Annotated in this window: 11 protein-coding genes; all 11 read left to right on the top strand. The window is 39.0% G+C overall.

The genetic code is table 11. The annotated features are described in order from the left end of the window. The first annotated feature begins 6 nt into the window (after window positions 1–6). The 11 genes from Q0947_RS06605 (at window position 7) to ilvC (ending at window position 22717) form a co-directional block, all read left to right on the top strand. A complete protein-coding gene (locus Q0947_RS06605; protein WP_299393968.1) occupies window positions 7–849 on the top strand; it encodes an alpha/beta fold hydrolase in 843 nt (280 codons plus the stop codon). 133 nt (window positions 850–982) lie between these two features. Beyond that, window positions 983–4690 carry a hypothetical protein gene (locus tag Q0947_RS06600; RefSeq protein WP_299393963.1) on the top strand — a complete coding sequence of 1236 codons (3708 nt, stop codon included), beginning with the start codon at window positions 983–985 and terminating at the stop codon, window positions 4688–4690. Window positions 4691–4715: 25 nt separating this feature from the next. Beyond that, complete coding sequence (locus Q0947_RS06595; protein ID WP_299393958.1) at window positions 4716–6527, top strand: SLC13 family permease; 1812 nt, start codon at window positions 4716–4718, stop codon at window positions 6525–6527. A 172-nt stretch (window positions 6528–6699) separates the two neighbouring features. Then, a complete protein-coding gene (locus Q0947_RS06590) occupies window positions 6700–9279 on the top strand; it encodes a phosphoenolpyruvate carboxylase (protein WP_299393955.1) in 2580 nt (859 codons plus the stop codon). A gap of 415 nt (window positions 9280–9694) precedes the next feature. Then, window positions 9695–14200 carry a glutamate synthase large subunit gene (gene gltB / locus Q0947_RS06585; RefSeq protein ID WP_299393950.1) on the top strand — a complete coding sequence of 1502 codons (4506 nt, stop codon included), beginning with the start codon at window positions 9695–9697 and terminating at the stop codon, window positions 14198–14200. Window positions 14201–14234: 34 nt separating this feature from the next. Continuing rightward, entirely contained in the window at window positions 14235–15701 is a 1467-nt protein-coding gene (locus Q0947_RS06580; RefSeq protein WP_299393946.1) for a glutamate synthase subunit beta, read from the top strand. A 498-nt stretch (window positions 15702–16199) separates the two neighbouring features. Then, a complete protein-coding gene (locus tag Q0947_RS06575) occupies window positions 16200–17099 on the top strand; it encodes a branched-chain amino acid transaminase (protein WP_299393943.1) in 900 nt (299 codons plus the stop codon). Beyond that, window positions 17096–18775 carry a dihydroxy-acid dehydratase gene (ilvD, locus tag Q0947_RS06570; RefSeq protein WP_299393938.1) on the top strand — a complete coding sequence of 560 codons (1680 nt, stop codon included), beginning with the start codon at window positions 17096–17098 and terminating at the stop codon, window positions 18773–18775. The genes Q0947_RS06575 and ilvD overlap by 4 nt, the downstream gene beginning before the upstream one ends. 78 nt (window positions 18776–18853) lie before the next feature. After that, complete coding sequence (ilvB, locus tag Q0947_RS06565; RefSeq protein ID WP_299393934.1) at window positions 18854–20590, top strand: biosynthetic-type acetolactate synthase large subunit; 1737 nt, start codon at window positions 18854–18856, stop codon at window positions 20588–20590. Window positions 20591–20671: 81 nt separating this feature from the next. Then, a complete protein-coding gene (gene ilvN, locus Q0947_RS06560; protein WP_299393930.1) occupies window positions 20672–21202 on the top strand; it encodes an acetolactate synthase small subunit in 531 nt (176 codons plus the stop codon). Between the two features lie 12 nt (window positions 21203–21214). Next, window positions 21215–22717, top strand: a complete 1503-nt coding sequence (gene ilvC / locus Q0947_RS06555; RefSeq protein WP_299393925.1) for a ketol-acid reductoisomerase — start codon at window positions 21215–21217, stop codon at window positions 22715–22717. Window positions 22718–22731 lie beyond the last annotated feature (14 nt).

Raw genomic sequence — 22731 nt, 5'->3', positions numbered from 1 at the left:
GTGATTATGGTCCATAAAAATAACATCTTAACCAGAGCATCTAAAAAGCCAATCCTTTGGGACGCTTTTTATAAATCCACCGGGACTCAAAAACCATTGGTTATTTTTTGCCATGGGTACAAAGGTTTTAAGGATTGGGGTGCTTGGGATTTGGTAGCAGAAGCATTCGCTGAAGCAGATTTATTTTTTGTGAAATTTAATTTTTCGCACAATGGCGGCACTATGGAGCAACCCATTGACTTCCCCGATTTAGACGCCTTTGCGGAAAACAATTATTCCAAAGAATTGGACGATTTAGAGGATCTGATCACTTTCTTTCGCTCAACGTCCAATCCATTTCAAGCCGAGATAGATCCTAATGAACTTATACTTATCGGGCACTCGCGTGGTGGCGGGATTGTCACACTTAAAGCTTCAGAAGACCATCGCATCACAAAACTCATCAGTTGGGCAGGTGTAAGTGATTTTGGAAAACGCACCGCCACTTCTGGAGAACTGGAACAATGGAAAAAAGACGGTGTCAAATATGTGCTCAATGGCAGAACAAAGCAAAAAATGCCTCATAATTATCAGTTTTATGAAGATTTTAAAGCCAATGAACACCGCTTGCACATAGAAAGTGCCGTAAAAAAAATTGCTATCCCACAACTCATTATTCATGCAAAAGACGATCCATCTGTTGCATTCAGTGAAGCTGAAGCCTTGCATTCTTGGAACCCGAAGAGCATCCTTTTTCCTATTGAAAACAGCGACCATGTGTTTGGCGCTTCACATCCTTGGAAAGCCGACCACCCACCAGCGCCATTAGAAAAAGTGGTTGAAAAGAGTATCGACTTCATTAGGCAGTAACACCGCATCCCACATTGCAGTCAACATTATTCTTAAATGGATACGTCAATGTATCAAACAATTTATAATATGCAGACTTTTTCAAATCTTTAGTATTTTTACTTAGTCTTTTAGAACACTAACATTCAATTTTATGATCAATAACGCTTTTAAATTTTCTGCGAATAAATTTTTGTTGCTTTTATCCATTGCCACAATTACAGCTTGTGCAACGTACAAACCGCAATCCAAAATCGCATTAAAGTCTGATACAACAACCAAAAAGCCTGTTCATACGTTTTATGTGGCGGGAGGTCTTGGAACTGAGTCAGTAGACGCCAATCCGGAGCTTCAAAAACTATTAAAGTCCTATTTAGACAAGGCTGACAAAAATAGCACGCTGTTATATACTGGAGATTATATTCCGAAGAAAGCCAATAAAGACACACGGGAAACTTATATAAAAACGCACCTCGATCTTGCCAAAGATTTTAAAGGTAAAACGGTATTTACACCAGGCCATCATGAATGGGCTAGTAAAAACACTAAAAAAATTGAATGGGTTGAAGATTATTTAAAGGATAATAAGATAGAGAATTTTGAAGTCAAACCTAACAATGTTTGTCCATTAGAATATGTTGAAGTCAATGAAACTCTAGATATTTTATATGTAGATTCTAACTGGTTTTCCATTAATTGGGACCACGTGGAAGGCATCAATGAAAAATGTACGGACATCAACACCAAAAGACGCTTTAATGAAGAGTTTGAAGGCTTTATCAAAGATTCTAGAGGAAAAAATCTTCTTATTGTGATGCACCATCCAATTTTTAGCAATGGTAAATATGCTGGTCATCGCACTTTTGCAGAAAACATGCAGATTCCAATTCTTGGCCCTGTGGTAAATGAAATTCAGAATTTAGGTGGATTTTCAATGCAGCAGGACAATTCACATCGTTATAATTACTTATGTACCGTAATCAGTTCGTTGGCACAAGATAATGACAGAGTCACTATTGTTTCAGGTCATGAAGAGAGTTTACAATATTTAGCAAGTGATAATATCCGACAAATCATAAGTGGTTCATTAGGGTCACGAACTGGAACAAAATTATCACCCGGAACCATTGCCAATGTTGGTGGATCCTTAGATTTTGAAGGCAAATTTAGCTATGGCGCAAAAGGGTTTACGATTATCAAATACTATGAAGATGGATCATCTGACGTTCAATTCATTACCGAAAAGGATACGTTCGCGTTTGATATGAATGATAAGTTCCCTGAAAAAGAAGCAGAATACCCAATTCCGTCATTTACAGAAACCACGAAAACGGTTCCTGTTACAAGTGATCAACAGAAGCTCGATAAATCCGGGTTTTACAAATTTATTTGGGGAGACCGTTACCGCAACTATTTTGGAAAGCCTGTAACTGCAGATATTGCCATTTTAGACACGCTTTATTCTGGTTTGGAAATCACCCAAAAAGGTGGTGGTCATCAATCGTTTTCTGCCCGACTTGCGGATGCTGAAGGTCGTGAATATGCCATGAGAGGCCTTGAAAAAGATGCACTGAAATTTTTGCGTTTTAAAGTCCCAGGTATCGCCTATGTAGAGGAGGATTTTATAGGAACATTTCCTGAAACTGCGGTGTACGACTTCTTTACCACAACGCATCCCTACATGCAATTAGTAATTAATCCGCTCGCTAAAGCAGCAGGTGTTAATCATGCTGACACACAATTATATTATTTACCAAAGCAACCTGGATTTAAATTTTTGGGCGATAAATATGGCGATCAACTTTATTTTATTGAAGAGCGACCAAGTGATGAGCATAAAGATTTTGAAGGCTACAATCGTGCAAGACCTAAGGAAGATGGCAAAGTAGTCAACTTTGAAAGTACGACTGATGTGCTTGAAAAATTAAACGAAGACGAAAAATATACAATTGATCAACGCGCATACATTCGCGCACGATTGTTTGATATGCTTATTGGCGATTGGGACCGTCATCATGACCAATGGCGTTGGATGGAATATGAAATCAGCGATGATGATGTCCGTTTTATTCCTATCCCGAGAGACCGTGATGCCGCGTTTTCAAAATTTGATGGTATTGCCATTCCTATCATAAAAATGCTATTGCCGGACGTTCGTTTTTGGCAGTCGTATGATACCGATATTAAGAATGTAAAATGGTTTAATGCGGAAGGCAACAATTTAGATATGGCTTTCTTAAATAAATATGACGCCTCTGTTTGGGTGGAAGAAGCCAAAAGCATTCAAGCAAACATGAGTGACGAAGCTATAGATAAAGCGTTCACGAGACTTCCTGTAGAAGTTCAGGATGCCACGGCTGAGGACATTAAGGACAAATTAAAAGGCCGATTAAAGAATCTACATGACATTGCTAAGCGTTATGGCGACAGAATGCAGCAGGTAGTGGTTATTCACGGTACCCATAAGGATGATAAAATCGAAATTACAAGACTTCCTCAAGGAAAGACTAAAGTGGTTTTAAAACGAATTAAAACCAATGCTCCAAATCCAGTATTTTTTGAACGTACATTCGATAGAGAAGCTACTAAAGAACTTTGGATTTATGGTTTAAATGATGATGACAAGTTTGAAGTTTCAGGAGAAGGAGACCGCGAAATTATGATCAGATTAGTTGGTGGTTATGGTGATGATGTTTTTGATATCAGCAATCGTAAGAAATTGAAAGTCTACGATTGGAAACATGAGAAAGCTGAGTTTACAAATAAAACTCCTGCCAAGCACTTTACACCGCTTTACGAAACTAACACCTTTATTTATAGAGAATTTAAGGAAAATTCAAATGTGTTTTTCCCAAATCTAGGCTTTAAAACTGATGACGGCTTATTTGTTGGCGCAAAAAACACTTACACAAACCACGGTTTTAACGGAGAGGATTTTAGATATAAACACTTCTTATCTGCCAATTATTTCTTCGAATATGGTGCTGTAGAGTTAGAATATGCGGGCACATTTGCCAACATCATTCCTAATTGGGATTTTGAAGCTCTTGGTTATTATACAAGTGCAAAGTTTGCTGAGAACTTTTTTGGATATGGTAATGATACGCCTTATGATGAGGAAGCCGTTGACAAGGATTTTAATAGAGCTCGTGTAGAGCAGTTAAAACTTAGAACAGGTATAGCCTACAGAACGATCCATTTACATGCACTTTTCGAAAACTATAAAGTGGAGAATAATTTAGACCGACTGTTTAATTCCACTAATTTTAATGAAAAGGCAGTTTTTGACAGCCAAAGCTATGTGGGTGCTGAAGCGGATATTCTATATGAAAATGTCGATGCTTTAGATTTTCCAACGCGTGGACTTTACGTAGAAGCGATTTTAGGATACAAAAAGAACTTAAAATTAAACGATAATCAATTTGGATATGCGACCTTTAAACTCGGTTTTGACAAAAAATTAATTTCTTCTGGGGATTTGGTTTTAGGTTCAAAAGCAGCGATCAGTACTAATTTCGGAGAGGATTTCCACTTCTACCACGGACAATCCATAGGTGGAAACAACGGGTTGAGAGGCTATAGAAATGAACGTTTTACAGGAAAAACATCCTTCTATCACAGTACAGATTTAAAACTGCGTTTAAAAGAATATATTACAGCCGTCACACCAATCACCATCGGTGTGTTTGGCGGTTTTGATTACGGTCGTGTGTGGATGCCAGGCGAAACATCAGACACTTGGCACAATTCAGTTGGTGGTGGTTTTTGGATTGGCAGCTTAAATGCCTTGTCAGTAAATGCGGGTTATTTTGTGTCTGAAGAAGACGCAATTTTACAAATAGGCCTAGGATTTGGCTTCTAGTTAGTCCGCTTAAATATGCGTTGTTATGAGTTTTGAAATCATCCTTGTGTTTATCATTCTAGGAGTCACCATTCTACTCTTTGCAACCGAAGCTTTGCCTATTGATAAGATCGCATTTCTTATTATTGTGGCATTGGTTTTATCAGGATTAACATCACCAGAAGAAGCGATTAGCGGGTTTTCGAGCCCCGCAACAATCACCATTTTAATGCTCATGATTTTAGCGATTGGGCTAGAAGATAATGGCGTTATCGATCTTTTAACCCAATCTATTAAGAGATTAAAAATCTTGCCAATCGTTTTGATGGTGCCAGTTTTTATGATGATTGCTGCCTCCATTTCAGCTTTCATTAGTACTACCGCCGTTGTCGTCATTCTTATAAAAATTATTGCACAGCTTTCAGAGAAGTATAATTTTTCTGCTCCCAAATTACTAATGCCCATCTCCTTTGCAGGTATTCTTGGAGGAAGCTGTACGCTGATGGGAACCTCAACCAACATCTTGGTGAATTCCGTTTCAAAAAAATTGGGTGCAGAGCAGTTTTCATTCTTTGAATTTAGCATTTATGGCCTTATTCTTTTGGGCGTAGGCATTGTGTTTATGACCATTGCAAGCCGATGGTTACCAAAAACAAATGGTGATGAACTTACAGAAACTTATGTTGACAACACCTTCCTGTTTACGTTAACTGTCAAATCAGAATCCAAACTTATTGGTACGGCATTATCTGATGCTAAATTTTACAAAAACCCTGATGTCCGTGTATTGAAGCTTATTCGCGATGATATTGTGAATGACAATCCAGGTCCGAATACCACCTTAAGAGCTCAAGATAAACTATTTGTCTTAAGCGATATTAAAGCCTATGAGTCGTTTCCAAAAAACGAGTTCACCCTTACTGATGAGAATGAATTGCACATTTCAGATGAAACCGAGACCGAAAAATCCAAGAACAACGCTTATAGTTATATTGAATTGCTGATTTTACCCGGATCTGAATTCATTGATAAATCCTTTTCTGAAATTAAAAATCTGCTGTATAATGTGGCCCGTCCATTGGGCATTCAAAATAGAAGACAGTTTCAAAAAGGGATGCGCCTCAATTTTCCAAAAATCATAAAAAACACCAATTTACAAGCTGGCGACAAACTTCTCCTTAAAGCTAAACAAGATGAAATACAGCATTTATATTCTTTAGATAATACGGTGGTGTTGCGCCATCATGAAGAGGATTATAAGATTAATCCTTACAAACGTGCCATTAGTTTTATTGCGTTAATAATGGTTATCGGCTTGGCCGCAAGTGGAATTTTGACCATTCTTACCAGTACCTTATCGGGCGTAGCTTTACTTCTTATAACGGATTGTATCAATTTATCGAAGATTTATAAAAAGGTCAACTGGCAAATTATTTTTCTATTGGCGGGTATGATTCCCTTGGGTATTGCCATGCACAATTCGGGAACAGACACGTGGATTGCGGAGCTATTGTTAGACTTTCTTACGGGTCAGAACAACATTATTATTTTAGGAGTGCTTTTCGGAATTACCATGATTATGAGTGGATTTATCTCTAACAACGCCACTGCCGTTATTATAACACCTATAGCCATTACCCTCGCCGCTGGATTAGATTTACCGGCAAAACCGTTTATTCTTGCCGTTATGTTCGCCGCCAATTTTAGTTTCTTCACACCTATGGGTTATCAAACCAACACGCTCATTTATGGAACAGGCGCCTATAAATTCAGGCACTTTTTAATTATTGGTGGATTATTATCATTAATCTTATTAGTCGTGGGCACCTTATCACTATCTACCATGCTCAAAACGTAATTGGTTCCTACTTCGACTTTATAAAGACTATAATTTCATTACCAGGAGTCCGGTTTATTACGATATCCTAAATGTACCGCTGAATAATTTCTTTATTCAGTAAAAATACCGAATAGGTAATCTTGTTACGATTACCTTTAGTAATTTTAAAGGTTCAAATAACTTTCACAACATGTCAACACAGCCTAAATTAACTCGATTTAATCAAAGTGTTTTATCAAAATATCAAATCTATAACGGTATTTTCATGACCTTGCCTTTTGATGCCGTTACCAAAACCGGTGTCTTACTGCCTTTGTTCCATGAAACCTGCCAGAAAGGATTTGAAGCTGGTGAGGACCCTACAACAATTGTCAATTCTTTTTTCAAGAAATACCAAGCGCGACGCTCACCGGAAAGTCAGATCAACCTCTTGTTTCGCTTCATTCAATATATTGAACGCCAAGTGGTGTTGTTTGATGCCATTGAAGATGCCGCATTCCCAAAAGTCAATAATATGGACGGGATTGGGACTTTAAGAAGTTTAAAGGAAAGTGTCACGGCTGAAAATAAAATGGAATTGCTTCAAAAGTATTTGGAAGAATTCAAGGTTCGCATCGTTTTAACCGCGCATCCAACACAATTCTACCCAGGATCAGTATTGGGAATTATTACAGATTTAACCGAAGCCATTAAGGAAAATGACTTGCTTCGCATTAATGATTTGCTTGCACAACTCGGGAAAACGCCATTTTTTAAACATAAAAAACCAACGCCTTATGATGAAGCCATCAGTTTAATCTGGTACTTGGAAAACGTATTCTATAAATCGTTTGGAGATATCTATGACTATATCCAACAGAATATTTTTGACGGGAAGCAGATTGATAACAACATCATCAATGTCGGTTTCTGGCCAGGAGGAGACAGAGATGGAAATCCTTTTGTAACACCTGAAATCACCCTTAAGGTAGCGGCACGTTTGAAGGAAACCATTATTAAAAATTACTATCGTGATATTAGAAGATTGAAGCGAAAGCTAACGTTTACCAATATTGAAGAACGCATGTCAGTCCTCGAAAAAGAGCTGTATGAGTTAATGATTGGTAATCCTTCTGACTTGACTCTCGAAAGTTTCAAAGCAGAATTAAACTCGGTCAAAGACATCATAATTGAGGAACATCAATCGTTATACCTCTCGGAAATAAACAGTCTTCTTAATAAAATCCATCTTTTCGGCTTCCACTTTTCAACCTTGGATATCCGTCAGGACAGTCGTGCCCACGAAAAAGTTTTTACAAATCTAGTTGAAACTTTATTGGCAACTGGCAATACAATTTTTCCTAAGAATTATTTCGAACTTACAGATAAGGAGCAAGTAGATATCCTTTCAAAAGTGAAGGGAAAAATTGATTTATCGCTAATCACCGATGAAGAAACACTGAAAACTTTAGAGACTATTGAAGCGATTAAAACCATTCAAGAAAACAATGGCGAACACGCTTCAAACAGATATATCATCAGCAACAATCAAAGCACGCTGCATGTCATGCAATTGTTTGCCATGTTGAAATTGGTCGCCTTCCAAGATAAATTAACGGTGGATATTGGGCCACTTTTCGAAACTATTACAGATTTGGAAAACGCGCATGTGGTGATGGAAGAGCTTTATACCAATCCTGAATACAGTGCACATTTAAAATCTAGAGGCAATAAGCAAACCATTATGCTCGGATTTAGTGATGGTACTAAAGATGGCGGGTATTTAATGGCCAATTGGGCTATTTACAAGGCAAAAGAACGACTTACTGAAATTTCTCGTAAATATGATGTGACGGTTATATTCTTTGACGGTCGTGGCGGTCCTCCTGCTCGTGGCGGTGGGAAAACGCACAATTTCTATGCGTCTTTAGGACCAACTATTGAGGATAAAGAAGTACAATTGACCATTCAGGGTCAAACGATAAGTTCTAATTTTGGAACTTTAGATTCGTCGCAATACAACTTGGAACAACTGATAAGTTCAGGTATCCATAACAGTTTGAGTGATGCTGATTTACGAATGAAACAGGATAATAGAGAGGTGATGGGTAATTTAGCAACGCTAAGCTATAAGGCTTACGCCGATTTTAAAGCGCATCCAAAGTTCATTTCGTATTTGGAGAATATGAGTACTTTAAAATATTATGCTAAGACTAATATTGGAAGTCGTCCTTCTAAACGTGGAAAATCAGAAGGTTTGGTGTTTGAAGATTTAAGAGCCATCCCGTTTGTAGGGTCATGGAGTCAACTCAAACAAAATGTACCAGGATTTTTTGGCGTGGGTACAGCGTTGAAACATTATGAAGATTCAGGGGAATTCGAAAAAGTACAACAGCTTTTCAAAACGTCGAGCTTCTTCAAAACGCTGATTGAAAACAGTATGATGTCACTTTCAAAATCGTTCTTTGATTTGACAAAATACATGGCTGATGATGCTGAATATGGCGAATTTTGGAACATTATCCATGACGAGTATGTCATCACCAAACGCTTGATTCTTAAGTTAACCGGCTATACAGAATTGATGCAGGAAGAGCCAGCAGGTAAAGCCTCCATCAATATGAGGGAATCGATAGTCTTGCCGCTTTTAACTATTCAGCAATTTGCGTTGAGAAAAATTCAGGAACTTGAAAAAGAGTCGCCTAAAGATGAAGCACAAATCGCAGTTTATGAAAAAATTGTGATGCGATCATTATTTGGGAATATCAACGCGAGTAGAAATTCGGCTTAAACATACAAGCAACTCAATTTATAAATTTAAACCCTCAACAAGATATGTGTTGAGGGTTTTTTGGTGATTAAAATCTGTCTTTTCTTAGAGAGATGTCCTACCCAGTCACATCTCCAAAATCTCCAAAAACAGCACTAAAAATACAATTATAGTATTCTCTTCAAAAGTGAATTTATAAACAAATAAATTCTCTAAAAAATAATTTCTTCTAAATAAAATTTAACAAAAACAGGAATTAGATAAATTTTATGCATTAACAATTTAATAATTTGTGCCCTACCAAATTCAGCATCCCATAATTTAAAATGCTCTCATTGTCAATCTCGGAAAAATGAAGTCCTCGCTTTCATCCGGAAATTTTTACTCATACATTAGATAACTTTTAAAGGTTAAAAACCACTAAATTTTCTGAATTATGCTGAAGCAACAAGGACTTTATTTACCAGAATTTGAACATGACAATTGTGGCGCCGGATTTATATGTAGCTTAAAAGGAAACACCTCCAATACCATTATTCATAAAGCGCTCGAAATTTTGGAAAAATTAGAGCATAGAGGCGCTGTAAGTTCTGACGGTAAAACTGGTGATGGTGCCGGAATCTTAATCGATATTCCTCACGACTTCTTCATGAAAAACTGCGACTTCAGCTTACCAAAATTTGGTGATTATGCAGTAAGCAACGTATTTCTTCCTAAAAAAGAAAACCAACGCAACTATTGCATCGAAAAATTCGAACACTATATAAAAGCACAAGGCCTTCATATTATAGGATGGCGAGATGTACCTGTAGACGCTAGTGTATTAGGCAGTGTCGCCGCACTGACTGAACCCTACGTAAAGCAAGTATTTATTGGAAAAGCTGATGCACAGCAAGACGAATTTAACTTCAATCTCAAATTATTCATTGCCAGAAAGCAAGCAGAACATCATATTAACGCTTCCAAACTCTCAGAAAGCGCACGTTTTTACCTACCTAGTTTATCTACCAAAATCATTATTTTTAAAGGGCTTTTGGTACCGGAAGATATTAAGCTGTATTATAAAGATCTTCAAGATCCATCATTAGTGACCCGTTTGGCCTTGGTGCATCAGCGCTTTTCAACCAACACCTTCCCTACTTGGGATTTGGCGCAACCTTTTAGATACATGTGTCATAATGGGGAAATCAACACCTTGAGAGGCAACGTTAGCCGCACTTTGTCTCGACAGGAATTAATGGAAAGCGATTGGTTTGGGGACGAGATCAAAAGCATCTTCCCAATCATCCTTCCCGGCAAATCGGATTCCGCACAAATGGATATGGTGGTCGAATTACTCCTGATGACCGGCCGATCTTTACCTGAAGTCATGATGATGCTCGTGCCCGAAGCATGGGAGAAAAACCCTGAAATGTCTGACGCTAAAAAAGCATTTTACGAATACAATTCCTGTATTATGGAACCATGGGATGGCCCAGCATCCATTCCGTTTACGGATGGTAATTATATCGGTGCGGTGCTAGACAGAAATGGTTTGCGTCCTTCGCGCTACACAGTTACCAAAGATGGATTTGTGGTGATGTCTTCGGAAACTGGTGTGATTGACATCGATCCTAAAAATGTGGAACATCACGGCCGATTGGAACCCGGCAAAATGTTTTTGGTAGACATGAATCAAGGGCGTATCATCAAAGATGAGGAGGTTAAAGAAGCGATTGTTTCCAAGCATCCTTACCAAGCGTGGTTGCAGAAAAACTTAGTGCATCTGGCAGATATTCCAGCTAAAAAAGGAGACATAAAACACGATGAAGATCCTTTATTAAAACGTCAAATTGTTTTTGGATATACTGAAGAAGATTTAAGCGTCATCATCAAACCTATGGCGCAACTAGGCAAAGAACCTATTGGCTCTATGGGGAATGATGCACCTATTGCCATTCTATCAGAAAAGCCACAGCTGCTTTATAATTACTTCAAACAATTGTTCGCACAGGTTACCAATCCGCCGTTAGACGGCATTCGTGAAAAACTGATTACGGATATCAGCTTGACCTTAGGAAGCGACACTAATATTTTTAAAATTAACGAAGATCAATGTCGAAAATTGAAAATCCAAAATCCAGTTATTTCCAAGCATGATCTCGATAAAATTAAAAATTACACTCAAAATCCTGATTTTGTAGTCACGACGATTCCTATTCTATATGAAGTTGATAAAGGTTTGAATGAGTTGGAGCGCGCGCTCCTAAATCTGGTTAAAACAGCATCTCAAGCGATTGATGATGGCGGCAATATCATTATTCTATCGGATAGAGGCGTAAATGAAAAAATGGCTCCAATCCCTGCATTGATGGCCTGTTCGTATGTAAATCATGAATTGTACAAAATAGGTAAGCGTGCCAAAGTCAGCATAATTATTGAATCAGCTGAACCTCGTGAAGTGCACCACTTTGCACTGTTATTTGGCTATGGCGCAAGTGCTATAAATCCATATATTGTTAATGAAATTGTACAAGAGCAAATTGAAAAACGGGATATTGATGGCTTAGATTACATTACTGCTATTAAGAATTACAACAAAGCTATTGGTATGGGCATTCTTAAAGTGATGAACAAAATCGGAATTTCCACGCTTAACTCCTACCGCGGCTCGCAACTTTTTGAATGTGTCGGCCTGAACACCACAGTGGTCACTAATTATTTCCCAAATACGGTTACCCGAATTCAAGGTATCGGCTTAAGGGAAATTGAGAAAGAAATTTCAAAACGTCACCGACAGGCTTACCATCACAACGAAGTGGATGGCGACTTAGGCTTAGTATTTGGAGGCAATTATAAATGGCGTCGCAATGGCGAAAAACATGCTTTTAATCCGTTAACCGTCGCCAAACTTCAGGAATCTGTAAGAAACAATAAGCCTGCAACGTTTAAGGAATATTCCGACTTAATCAATGAGCAGACCAAACAATTGATGACCATTCGAGGCCTGTTTGAGTTTACCAATTATGATCCTATTCCGTTATCTGAGGTAGAGCCGTGGACAGAAATTGTAAAGCGATTTAAAACGGGTGCCATGTCTTACGGTTCCATTAGCAAGGAAGCGCATGAGAATTTGGCCATTGCGATGAACCGGATTGGCGGAAAAAGCAATTCAGGCGAAGGTGGCGAAGATGAAGAACGTTTTTATAAGGATGCCAACGGCGATTGGAAAAACTCGGCCATAAAACAAGTGGCTTCTGGACGTTTTGGGGTAACTTCCAATTACTTGACAAGTGCATCCGAGATTCAAATTAAAATGGCACAAGGCGCAAAACCTGGGGAAGGTGGCCAATTACCGGGTCCTAAAGTGAATCCTGATATTGCTAAAACGAGAAACTCCACTCCCTATGTGGGTTTAATTTCACCACCACCGCATCATGATATTTATTCAATAGAAGATTTATCCCAACTGATTTACGATTTAAAATCGGCCAATCGTGAGGCACGGATCAATGTGAAATTGGTTTCTGAAGTCGGTATCGGTACGGTTGCCGCTGGGGTTGCGAAAGCCAAAGGCGATGTGATTCTAATTTCTGGTCATGATGGCGGAACTGGTGCATCACCATTAACCTCATTAAAACACGCCGGATTACCTTGGGAATTAGGACTCGCCGAAGCCCAACAAACTTTGGTGATGAATAATTTAAGAAATCGTGTGGTTTTGGAGTGCGACGGACAAATGAAAACTGGGCGCGATGTGGCCATAGCTTGTTTATTAGGCGCTGAGGAATTCGGTTTTGCTACGGCACCTTTGGTAGCCTCAGGATGTGTCATGATGCGTGTGTGTCACTTAAACACGTGTCCGGTGGGCATCGCGACTCAAAACCCTGAACTCCGTAAAAAGTTTCAAGGCAAACCGGAACATGTGGTCAACTTCATGTATTTCGTAGCACAGGAATTACGTGAAATCATGGCTGAGCTTGGATTTAGAACCATCAATGAAATGGTTGGCCAGGTTCAAAAACTAGACCGCAACAACACCATTAACCATTACAAATCTTTAGGATTGGATTTATCACCTATCCTACATCAAGTCATTACGCCTGAAGGCACCAAACTCTACAATACTGAAAAACAAGATCACCAGCTGGAAAAAGCATTGGATTTCAAGATTATAAGTCAAGCGCATCCTGCCCTATTCCGAAAGGAAAAAACGGTCATCGAATCAAAAATCAATAATAGAGATCGAGCTTTTGGAGCGATTTTAAGTAATGAAATTTCTAAAATTTATGGTGCACAAGGTCTACCAGAAAACACTTTAAAAATCAATTTTACAGGATCGGCAGGACAGAGTTTTGGCGCATTTGCCACTAAAGGACTAACATTAGTAGTTAACGGAAATACTAATGATTACTTAGGAAAAGGACTTTCCGGTGCTAAAATAAGTGTCAAGGTGCCTGAGGAATCCACCATCGTTCCAGAAGACAATATCATCATTGGTAATGTAGCCTTATATGGCGCTACCAGCGGTGAAGTGTATATTAATGGAAAAGCAGGCGAACGCTTTTGTGTCAGAAATTCTGGTGCACATGCGGTTGTTGAGGGCATTGGCGACCATGGTTGTGAATACATGACAGGTGGGCGAGCCGTTATTTTAGGCGACGTCGGACGGAATTTTGGTGCCGGTATGAGTGGTGGCATCGCTTATGTTTATGACCCAAACAACACCTTCGATAAAAAATGCAATAAGGAAGGTTTGAATTTAGAGCCTGTCGCTTCCGCAGAAGATGGCGCCGAATTGAAAAACCTAGTCGAAAATCATTACAATGCCACATTGAGTCCTTTGGCACAACGCCTTTTGGAAAACTGGCAGAAAGAATTGCCGAAATTCATCAAGGTAATGCCTGAAGAATATAAGCAAGCTTTGAAAAGATTGGAAGAAGAAAATAAAGTAGTTGTTTAATTGAAAAAGATTTCCGTTTGCGCGGAGCACACCTATGGGAAAGATAACAGGATTTTTAGAATACGAGAGAGTTGACGAGCCTTACTTAGCGGTTGAAGAACGATTGGAAAATTATAAGGAATTCACCATTCCGTTAGAGGAGAAAAAAGTAAAAGAACAAGGCGCACGCTGTATGGATTGTGGCATTCCCTTTTGCCATAGTGGCTGCCCCTTAGGGAATTTGATTCCTGATTTTAATGATAAAGTGTACAAAGGCCGTTGGAAAGAGGCTGCGCAAATTTTACATTCCACCAACAACTTCCCAGAATTCACAGGTAGATTATGTCCGGCTCCATGTGAAGAGGCTTGTGTTTTAGGCATTAATGAAGATCCGGTTTCCATAGAAAACATCGAGAAAAACATTGTCGAAAAGGCATTTGAAGAAGGATGGATTACAGCACGACCACCAAAATCAAGAACAGATAAAAAAGTGGCCATTATTGGATCTGGTCCAGCAGGGTTAGCCGCCGCACAACAACTAAACCGAGCAGGACATACCGTCACTGTTTTTGAACGGGACGCCAAAGTAGGCGGATTATTGCGTTATGGCATCCCCGATTTTAAACTCGAAAAATCAATTATTGATCGGCGAATTTCAATTCTTGAGGAAGAAGGCATCACGTTTACCACCAACGCCCATGTAGGCCAAAATATAAGTATCGAAACCATTAAGGCCGATTTTGACGCTGTGGTCTTATGTGGCGGCGCAACCGAGCGCAGAGGTATTCCTATAAAAGGCAACCACCTAAAAGGCGTGCATCAAGCCATGGATTTCCTAAAATTAAACAATCAATTTGTAGACGGTTTAATCACTGAAGATGCAATTTTATCCGCAAAAGGTAAGAACGTTATTGTTATTGGTGGTGGAGATACCGGTTCCGACTGTATTGGTACCAGCAACCGTCATGGCGCCAAAAGTGTAACTAATTTTGAAATTTTAAGCAAGCCATCTGTGGGACGACCTGCACATCAGCCTTGGCCCTATTGGCCTATGAAACTGAAAACGACCTCATCTCACCAAGAAGGTGTAGAACGGTTTTTCAGTGTCTCGACCAAAGAATTTTTAGGAGATAAAAACGGAAACCTCATCGGATTGAAGACCGTGGAAGTAGAGTGGATTTTTAATGAAGGGCAACGCCCGGAACTTAGAGAACTTCCTAATACCGAAAAACAATGGGATTGCGATATGGTGTTATTGGCTTTAGGGTTTACAGGGTCAGAAAAAACATTGGCGGAACAATTCGGGCTTGAAATGGATTTTAGATCCAACATTAAAGCTACAACTACTAATTATGCCACTAATGTTCCAGGAATTTTTAGTGCAGGCGATATGCGCCGTGGCCAATCCTTAATTGTTTGGGCCATTTCAGAAGGCCGACAAGCCGCGCACCACGTTGATAAATACCTCATGGGCAGCTCTATTTTACCACTTAAAGACGATAATGATTTGCCAAGAATTTAAAAATAATTAGAAATTTATAAGACATAAATTAGGTTTTATAAATTTCTTTTTTGATTTTTGACGAACAAATGAAAAGCCAAAACTTAAATATTATTTCTATTATTAGCATCGTGATTATGTCACGCTGAGGAGGAATGGTACACTAAGTTTAATAAAATATAACTAAAGCCTTCCTCAAATTGGAAGGCTTTTTTAGTATCACACATTTTGAAATAAAGTATTTAGCGTAATGCAACAGAATATCATCATTATTAGCATCATTATTATTAGCTCCAGTTAGTTGATACAGTATGCTATTCCCAAAAAAAGCCTGTATCAATTGAGATACAGGCTTTTTTTATTCAAAAGTTTAGCATTTTGAACATCATAAATAAACACACTTAAACAACTGAAACACAATAACTTAAATATAAAACCATGACACTGAGTTTAATCGGACACAGCAATCTCAAGACACTCAAACAAACTGTTATATTAATTTTAAACTTTTAAATAATTATGAACGCTTACTATAACAACCAAACCATAATCTACCACAACGGTGAGTTTTTAAAGCCTGAAGCCGCATCAAGTAGTTTATATAGCCAAAGCTTACACTACGGTAATGGCGTGTTTGAAGGTATTAGATCTTATAAAACAGACGAGGGTACCAAAATATTTAGAGCGGAAGCACATTATGAGCGTCTTAAATATGGTGCTAAAGTAATGGGAATCCCATTCAACTATTCTGTTGAAGAACTAATTGCAATCACCTATGAGCTCTTAGAAAAAAACCAACTTCAAGACGCCTATATCCGACCATTGATCAGTACTGGTGTTAATATGGGACTGTATACGTCAAAAGAATCGTTTCTCACTATGCAATGTTGGGAATGGGGAAAACTAATGGGCGACCGCTTATTACGTGTCAAAACCTCATCATTTGAACGCCCTAATCCAAAATCGTGTTTCGTAGAAGCTAAGGTTACCGGGCATTATATCAATTCTATTTTATCAACCAACGAAGCTAAAGATGCAGGGTATGACGAAGCGTTGTTGTTGGATATGCATCGCAATGTTGCAGAATGTTCAGGAGCAAACATCTTTATGGAGAAAGACGGCAAACTTTTCACTCCTAAAAAAGGCAGTATTATGGCAGGAATCACACGTGCTACCATCTTAGAAATCTGTGAGGAAGAAGGCATTCCTGTTGAAGAAAAACATTTCAAATTAGAAGAATTAAAGCAAGCTGACAGTTCATTTTTTACTGGAACAGCAGCTGAGGTTGTCGGGTTAAAATCATTAGACGATTACGAATTTCCTCTACCATGGACCGACTCCTTAGGTTATAAATTAATGCAGTTGTACCAACAAGAAGTTTTGGGTCAACGTAAATCAAAGTTATCAAACGCACTATGAGTAATTTAAATAAATACAGTAAAACAGTTACCCAAGATCCAACGCAACCCGCTGCTCAAGCCATGTTGCACGCCATTGGATTGACTACTGAAGACTTTTTAAAACCCATGATTGGGATTGCAAGTACCGGTTACGAAGGCAATCCGTGCAACATGCACTTAAATGATTTGGCCAAATTGGTCAAAGAAGGCACCAAAAACGAAGATATTATCGGATTAATCTTTAACACCATTGGCGTCAGTGATGGTATTTCTATGGGGACACCGGGCATGCGTTACTCCTTGCCGTCTCGCGATATTATTGCAGACTCCATGGAAACCGTAGTACAAGCTATGAGTTATGATGGATTGGTGACTGTAGTTGGCTGTGACAAAAATATGCCTGGCGCTTTAATGGCGATGATTCGTTTAAATAGACCAAGCATTTTAGTTTATGGTGGCACCATCGATTCTGGTTGTCATAACGGGAAAAAATTAGATGTCGTTTCAGCTTTTGAAGCTTGGGGCAGCAAAGTTGCCGGTACGATGGCAGAAACTGAATACCAAAGTATTGTTGAAAAAGCGTGTCCAGGCGCTGGAGCTTGTGGCGGTATGTATACTGCAAACACCATGGCATCGGCAATAGAAGCTTTAGGGATGACCTTACCGTTCAATTCTTCCAATCCTGCACTTAGTGATGCAAAACAACAAGAATCTATCCGTGCTGGAGAAGCCATGCGTGTCTTATTAGAAAAAGACATCAAACCTTCAGACATCATCACTAGAAAATCCTTAGAAAATGCAGTGCGATTGGTGACTATTTTAGGAGGTTCTACCAATGCCGTACTCCACTTTTTAGCTATTGCAAGAGCTGCTCAAATTGACTTTACCCTAAAAGATTTCCAAAATATTAGTGATAACACTCCATTTTTAGCAGACTTAAAACCGAGCGGTAAATACCTTATGGAAGACGTACACGCTGTGGGCGGCATTCCTGCAGTTTTAAAATATCTTTTGAAAAAAGGCATGCTTCACGGCGATTGTTTAACCGTAACCGGAAAAACAATGGCAGAAAACCTATTGGATGTTGAGGACCTAACAAAAGGACAGGACGTTATCAAAACCATTGAGGAACCTATAAAAATCTCTGGCCATTTACGCATGCTTTACGGCAATTTAGCGCCTGAAGGAAGTGTGGCAAAAATCACCGGAAAAGAAGGTTTAAATTTTGTTGGGAAAGCAAAAGTTTTCGAAGGCGAATACGCCGCAAATGATGGCATTAGAGATGGAAAAGTTGAGAAAGGAGATGTTGTGGTTATCCGTTATGAAGGTCCAAAAGGAGGTCCTGGAATGCCAGAAATGCTAAAACCAACCGCCGCTATTATTGGGGCAGGCTTAGGAAATGATGTCGCGTTAATTACAGACGGTCGTTTTTCTGGGGGTACCCACGGTTTTGTTGTAGGCCATATTACTCCAGAAGCTCAAGAAGGAGGCCCTATTGCCTTAGTGAAAAATGGCGATATGATTTCTATTGATGCTGAAACAAACACCATAACCCTTGAAGTTTCTGAGGAAGAACTGCAAAAACGTCGCCTTGAATGGCAGGCACCACCACTTAAATTTGAGCGCGGAGTGCTTTATAAATATGCAAGAACAGTTTCATCGGCATCCAAAGGTTGTGTCACAGATGAATTCTAATATATAATTAAGTAAAAATAATATTGAGATTCCTCTCGATAGCTTTCGGAATAAGAGGAATGAAAAAAAGTTTTCAATATGAAAGACACGCAAACATTAGATAAAGAACAAACTACAACCGCTAAAACGATGCGCATTTCTGGTAGTGAAGCCATCATCAGATGTCTTATTGCTGAAGGTGTAGACATCCTTTACGGGTATCCTGGAGGTGCTATTATGCCGGTTTATGATGAACTTTATAAGTTTAGAGATCAAATTCATCATGTATTAACACGTCATGAACAAGGCGCTACTCACGCGGCTCAGGGGTATGCACGTATTTCAGGGAAAGTTGGTGTCGCTATGGCAACTTCCGGCCCAGGTGCTACAAACCTAATTACGGGAATTGCAGATGCACAAATAGATTCCACGCCAATGGTGTGTATTACAGGGCAAGTTGCTTCCCATTTATTAGGCAGTGATGCCTTTCAGGAAACCGATATCATCGGAATTTCCACTCCGGTGACCAAGTGGAACCACCAAATTACCAAAGCGTCCCAAATTCCTGAGGTGATTGCGAAAGCCTTTTATATTGCAAAAAGCGGACGCCCAGGCCCTGTGTTAATTGACATCACTAAAGATGCACAGTTTGAACAGTTTGATTTTTCTTATGAAAAATGTAAAGGCGTCAGAAGTTATAATCCTGTTCCGAAAACAGATATAGACGATGTTAAAGCGGCTGCGCTTTTAATAAATTCGGCTAAAAAGCCATTAATCGTTTGGGGTCAAGGCGTGATATTGAGTGAAGCAGAAGAGGAATTGAAAGCGGTCATCGAAAAAGCTGGGATTCCTGCTGCATGGACTATTCTTGGAGCGTCGGCAGTTCCTACCGCGCATCCTTTAAATGTGGGAATGGTTGGGATGCACGGCAATTATGCACCAAATGTGTTGACCAATGAATGTGATGTTTTAATTGCGATAGGCATGCGATTTGACGATCGTGTGACGGGAAATTTAGCTTCGTATGCAAAACAAGCTAAAGTGATTCACTTTGAAATTGATCCTGCTGAAATAGATAAAAACGTAAAAACAGATGTAGCCGTTTTAGGCGATGCTAAAGAAAGTCTGTCACAGTTATTGCCGTTGTTAAAAGCAAATTCTCATGAAGAATGGCATCAAAAATTCAAGGATTTATATGCTATAGAATATGAAAAAGTGATAAAGGATGATTTGTATCCAACAAAAGAAGGTTTAACCATGGGCGAAGTGCTCAAAGAAATCAACATCCAAACACAAGGCAACGCAGCTATCGTATCAGATGTAGGCCAACACCAAATGATTGCTTGTCGTTACGCCGAATTCACCACCACAAAAAGTAATATTACTTCTGGTGGACTGGGAACTATGGGCTTTGCACTTCCTGCTGCCATTGGTGCAAAAATGTCGGCTCCAGAGCGTGATGTGGTTGCTATTATTGGCGATGGCGGTTACCAAATGACCATTCAGGAATTGGGTACCATTTTCCAACAAAGAGTACCGGTGAAAATCGTTGTGCTAAATAATGAGTTTTTAGGAATGGTGCGTCAGTGGCAACAGTTGTTTTTCGAAAAACGCTATGCATCAACTGAAATGACCAATCCTGATTTTGTAGCCATTGCAAAAGGCTATTATATCGACGCTCAAAAAGTGACGAAACGTGAAGACCTAAAAGCTGCAGTTGCTGAAATGATGGCTTGTGAAGGGCCTTACTTCTTAGAGGTAAGAGTAGAAAAAGAAGGCAATGTGTTCCCAATGATTCCTACAGGAGCGAGTGTTTCGGATATTCGATTGGAATAGTTTTTTGGAAATAAGAATAGAGAGAAGAGAATAGAGAACAGAGAGAAAAGAATCGTTATCAATTAAAAGGATAATATAAACATGAGTGAACCTATAGCATATACCGTAACCATATACACTGAAAATAACATTGGGTTATTGAACCGTATTTCGGCTATTTTTCAACGTCGTCACATCAATATAGAGAGCATCAATTCATCCGTTTCTGAAATTGAAAATGTCTCAAAATGGACCATCGTTGTAAAACTTCATGAAGATCAGATGAAGAAAATCATCGGACAGATTGAAAAACAAGTCGAGGTCATAAAGGCCTATTTCCATACTGAAGATGAAACTATTTATCAGGAATCGTGCTTGTTTAAAATCAAGTCGAATCTATTGTTTGATGAACGCCGACAAATTGAATCGGTCATTAAAGATAATAACGCCCGAATTGTAACTGTAAATAGAGAGTTTTTCGTCATCGAAAAATCAGGGCGTAAAGAGGAATTAGAAGTATTATACAGAGAATTAAGTGTTTTCGGAATCATGCAATTTACACGTTCAGGACGTATTGCAGTAACCAAGGACGAAATGAAAATATCAAAAATGCTTGAAGCATTTCAACATTAAAAATCAAAGAAAATGTCAAATTATTTCAACACATTACCATTAAGACAACAATTAGAGCAATTAGGACAATGCCGATTTATGGACGCTTCAGAGTTTGAAGATGGCGTAAACGTTCTAAAAGGAAAGAAAATAGTTATTGTAGGCTGTGGCGCCCAAGGTTTGAACCAAGGTTTGAACATGCGCGACTCAGGATTGGATATTTCCTACGCCTTACGTGAGGCAGCCATTAAAGAGCAACGTGCGTCTTATAAAAATGCAACGTCCAACGGCTTCAATGTGGGTACTTATGAGGAATTAATTCCTTCAGCTGATTTGGTATTGAATTTAACGCCAGACAAACAACATACGGATGTTGTAAAAACGGTGATGCCTTTGATGAAAAAAGGAGCAACATTAAGCTATTCCCACGGATTTAATATCGTGGAAGAAGGCACTAAAATCCGTGAAGATATTACGGTCATCATGGTGGCGCCTAAATGTCCTGGAACTGAAGTTCGTGAAGAATACAAACGCGGCTTTGGTGTACCAACATTAATTGCAGTACATCCAGAAAATGATCCAGAACAAAAAGGTTGGGAACAGGCTAAAGCGTATGCGGTTGCAACTGGTGGCGATAGAGCTGGTGTTTTGGCATCTTCGTTTATTGCTGAAGTAAAAAGTGATTTAATGGGAGAGCAAACCATACTTTGTGGGGTGCTTCAAACAGGATCTATATTGGCTTTTGATAAGATGGTTGCAGAGGGCGTAAACGCCAATTATGCTGCGAAATTGATCCAATTGGGATGGGAAACCATCACTGAAGCCTTAAAACATGGTGGCATCACCAATATGATGGACCGTTTATCAAATCCTGCAAAAATCAAGGCTCATGAATTGTCGGAAGAATTAAAGACCATTTTGAAACCCTTGTTTGAAAAACATATGGACGATATCATCTCCGGTCATTTCTCACAAACCATGATGGAAGATTGGGCAAATGATGATGCAGATCTATTAAAATGGCGTGCTGCTACAGGCGAGACTGCTTTTGAAAAAACAGAATTGACAACAGATCATATCTCAGAACAAACCTATTTTGATCACGGGGTACTTTTAGTTGCCTTCGTTAAATCGGGGGTTGAATTGGCGTTTGAAACTATGGTAAGCGCTGGTATTATTGAAGATTCTGCTTATTATGAATCGCTTCATGAATTGCCATTAATCGCCAACACTATCGCTAGAAAAAAACTATACGAGATGAACCGTGTCATTTCTGATACAGCGGAATATGGCTGCTATTTATTTGATCACGCGTGTAAGCCATTATTGGAAGATTTCATGAAAAATGTCGATCCGAATACCATCGGAAAATCATTTGCAACATCTAACGCTGTAGATAATTTAGAATTGATTGCGGTTAATGACGCTATCAGAAACCATCCTATTGAAACGGTTGGGAAACGATTAAGAGCTGCAATGACGGCCATGAAGGTTATCAAAACAGATGCTGAAGTTGAAGATTCAGTGTTAGCATAACAATTGAATGAATT

Origin of the sequence: uncultured Gelidibacter sp. (assembly GCF_947500795.1) — a bacterium.
In the GTDB taxonomy this organism is placed as follows: Bacteria; Bacteroidota; Bacteroidia; order Flavobacteriales; family Flavobacteriaceae; genus Gelidibacter.
The sequence above is the reverse complement of the archived record's forward strand: the minus strand, read 5'-3'. Positions and strand labels throughout refer to the sequence as shown.

What these genes read in the sequence shown, in the direction of transcription:
- ilvD (WP_299393938.1), top strand. Translation starts at nt 17,096, where the DNA reads ATGAGTAATTTAAATAAATACAGTAAAACAGTTACCCAAGATCCAACG.
- Q0947_RS06600 (WP_299393963.1), top strand. Translation starts at nt 983, where the DNA reads ATGATCAATAACGCTTTTAAATTTTCTGCGAATAAATTTTTGTTGCTT.
- ilvB (WP_299393934.1), top strand. Translation starts at nt 18,854, where the DNA reads ATGAAAGACACGCAAACATTAGATAAAGAACAAACTACAACCGCTAAA.
- Q0947_RS06575 (WP_299393943.1), top strand. Translation starts at nt 16,200, where the DNA reads ATGAACGCTTACTATAACAACCAAACCATAATCTACCACAACGGTGAG.
- gltB (WP_299393950.1), top strand. Translation starts at nt 9,695, where the DNA reads ATGCTGAAGCAACAAGGACTTTATTTACCAGAATTTGAACATGACAAT.
- Q0947_RS06605 (WP_299393968.1), top strand. Translation starts at nt 7, where the DNA reads ATGGTCCATAAAAATAACATCTTAACCAGAGCATCTAAAAAGCCAATC.
- Q0947_RS06595 (WP_299393958.1), top strand. Translation starts at nt 4,716, where the DNA reads ATGAGTTTTGAAATCATCCTTGTGTTTATCATTCTAGGAGTCACCATT.
- Q0947_RS06590 (WP_299393955.1), top strand. Translation starts at nt 6,700, where the DNA reads ATGTCAACACAGCCTAAATTAACTCGATTTAATCAAAGTGTTTTATCA.
- Q0947_RS06580 (WP_299393946.1), top strand. Translation starts at nt 14,235, where the DNA reads ATGGGAAAGATAACAGGATTTTTAGAATACGAGAGAGTTGACGAGCCT.
- ilvC (WP_299393925.1), top strand. Translation starts at nt 21,215, where the DNA reads ATGTCAAATTATTTCAACACATTACCATTAAGACAACAATTAGAGCAA.
- ilvN (WP_299393930.1), top strand. Translation starts at nt 20,672, where the DNA reads ATGAGTGAACCTATAGCATATACCGTAACCATATACACTGAAAATAAC.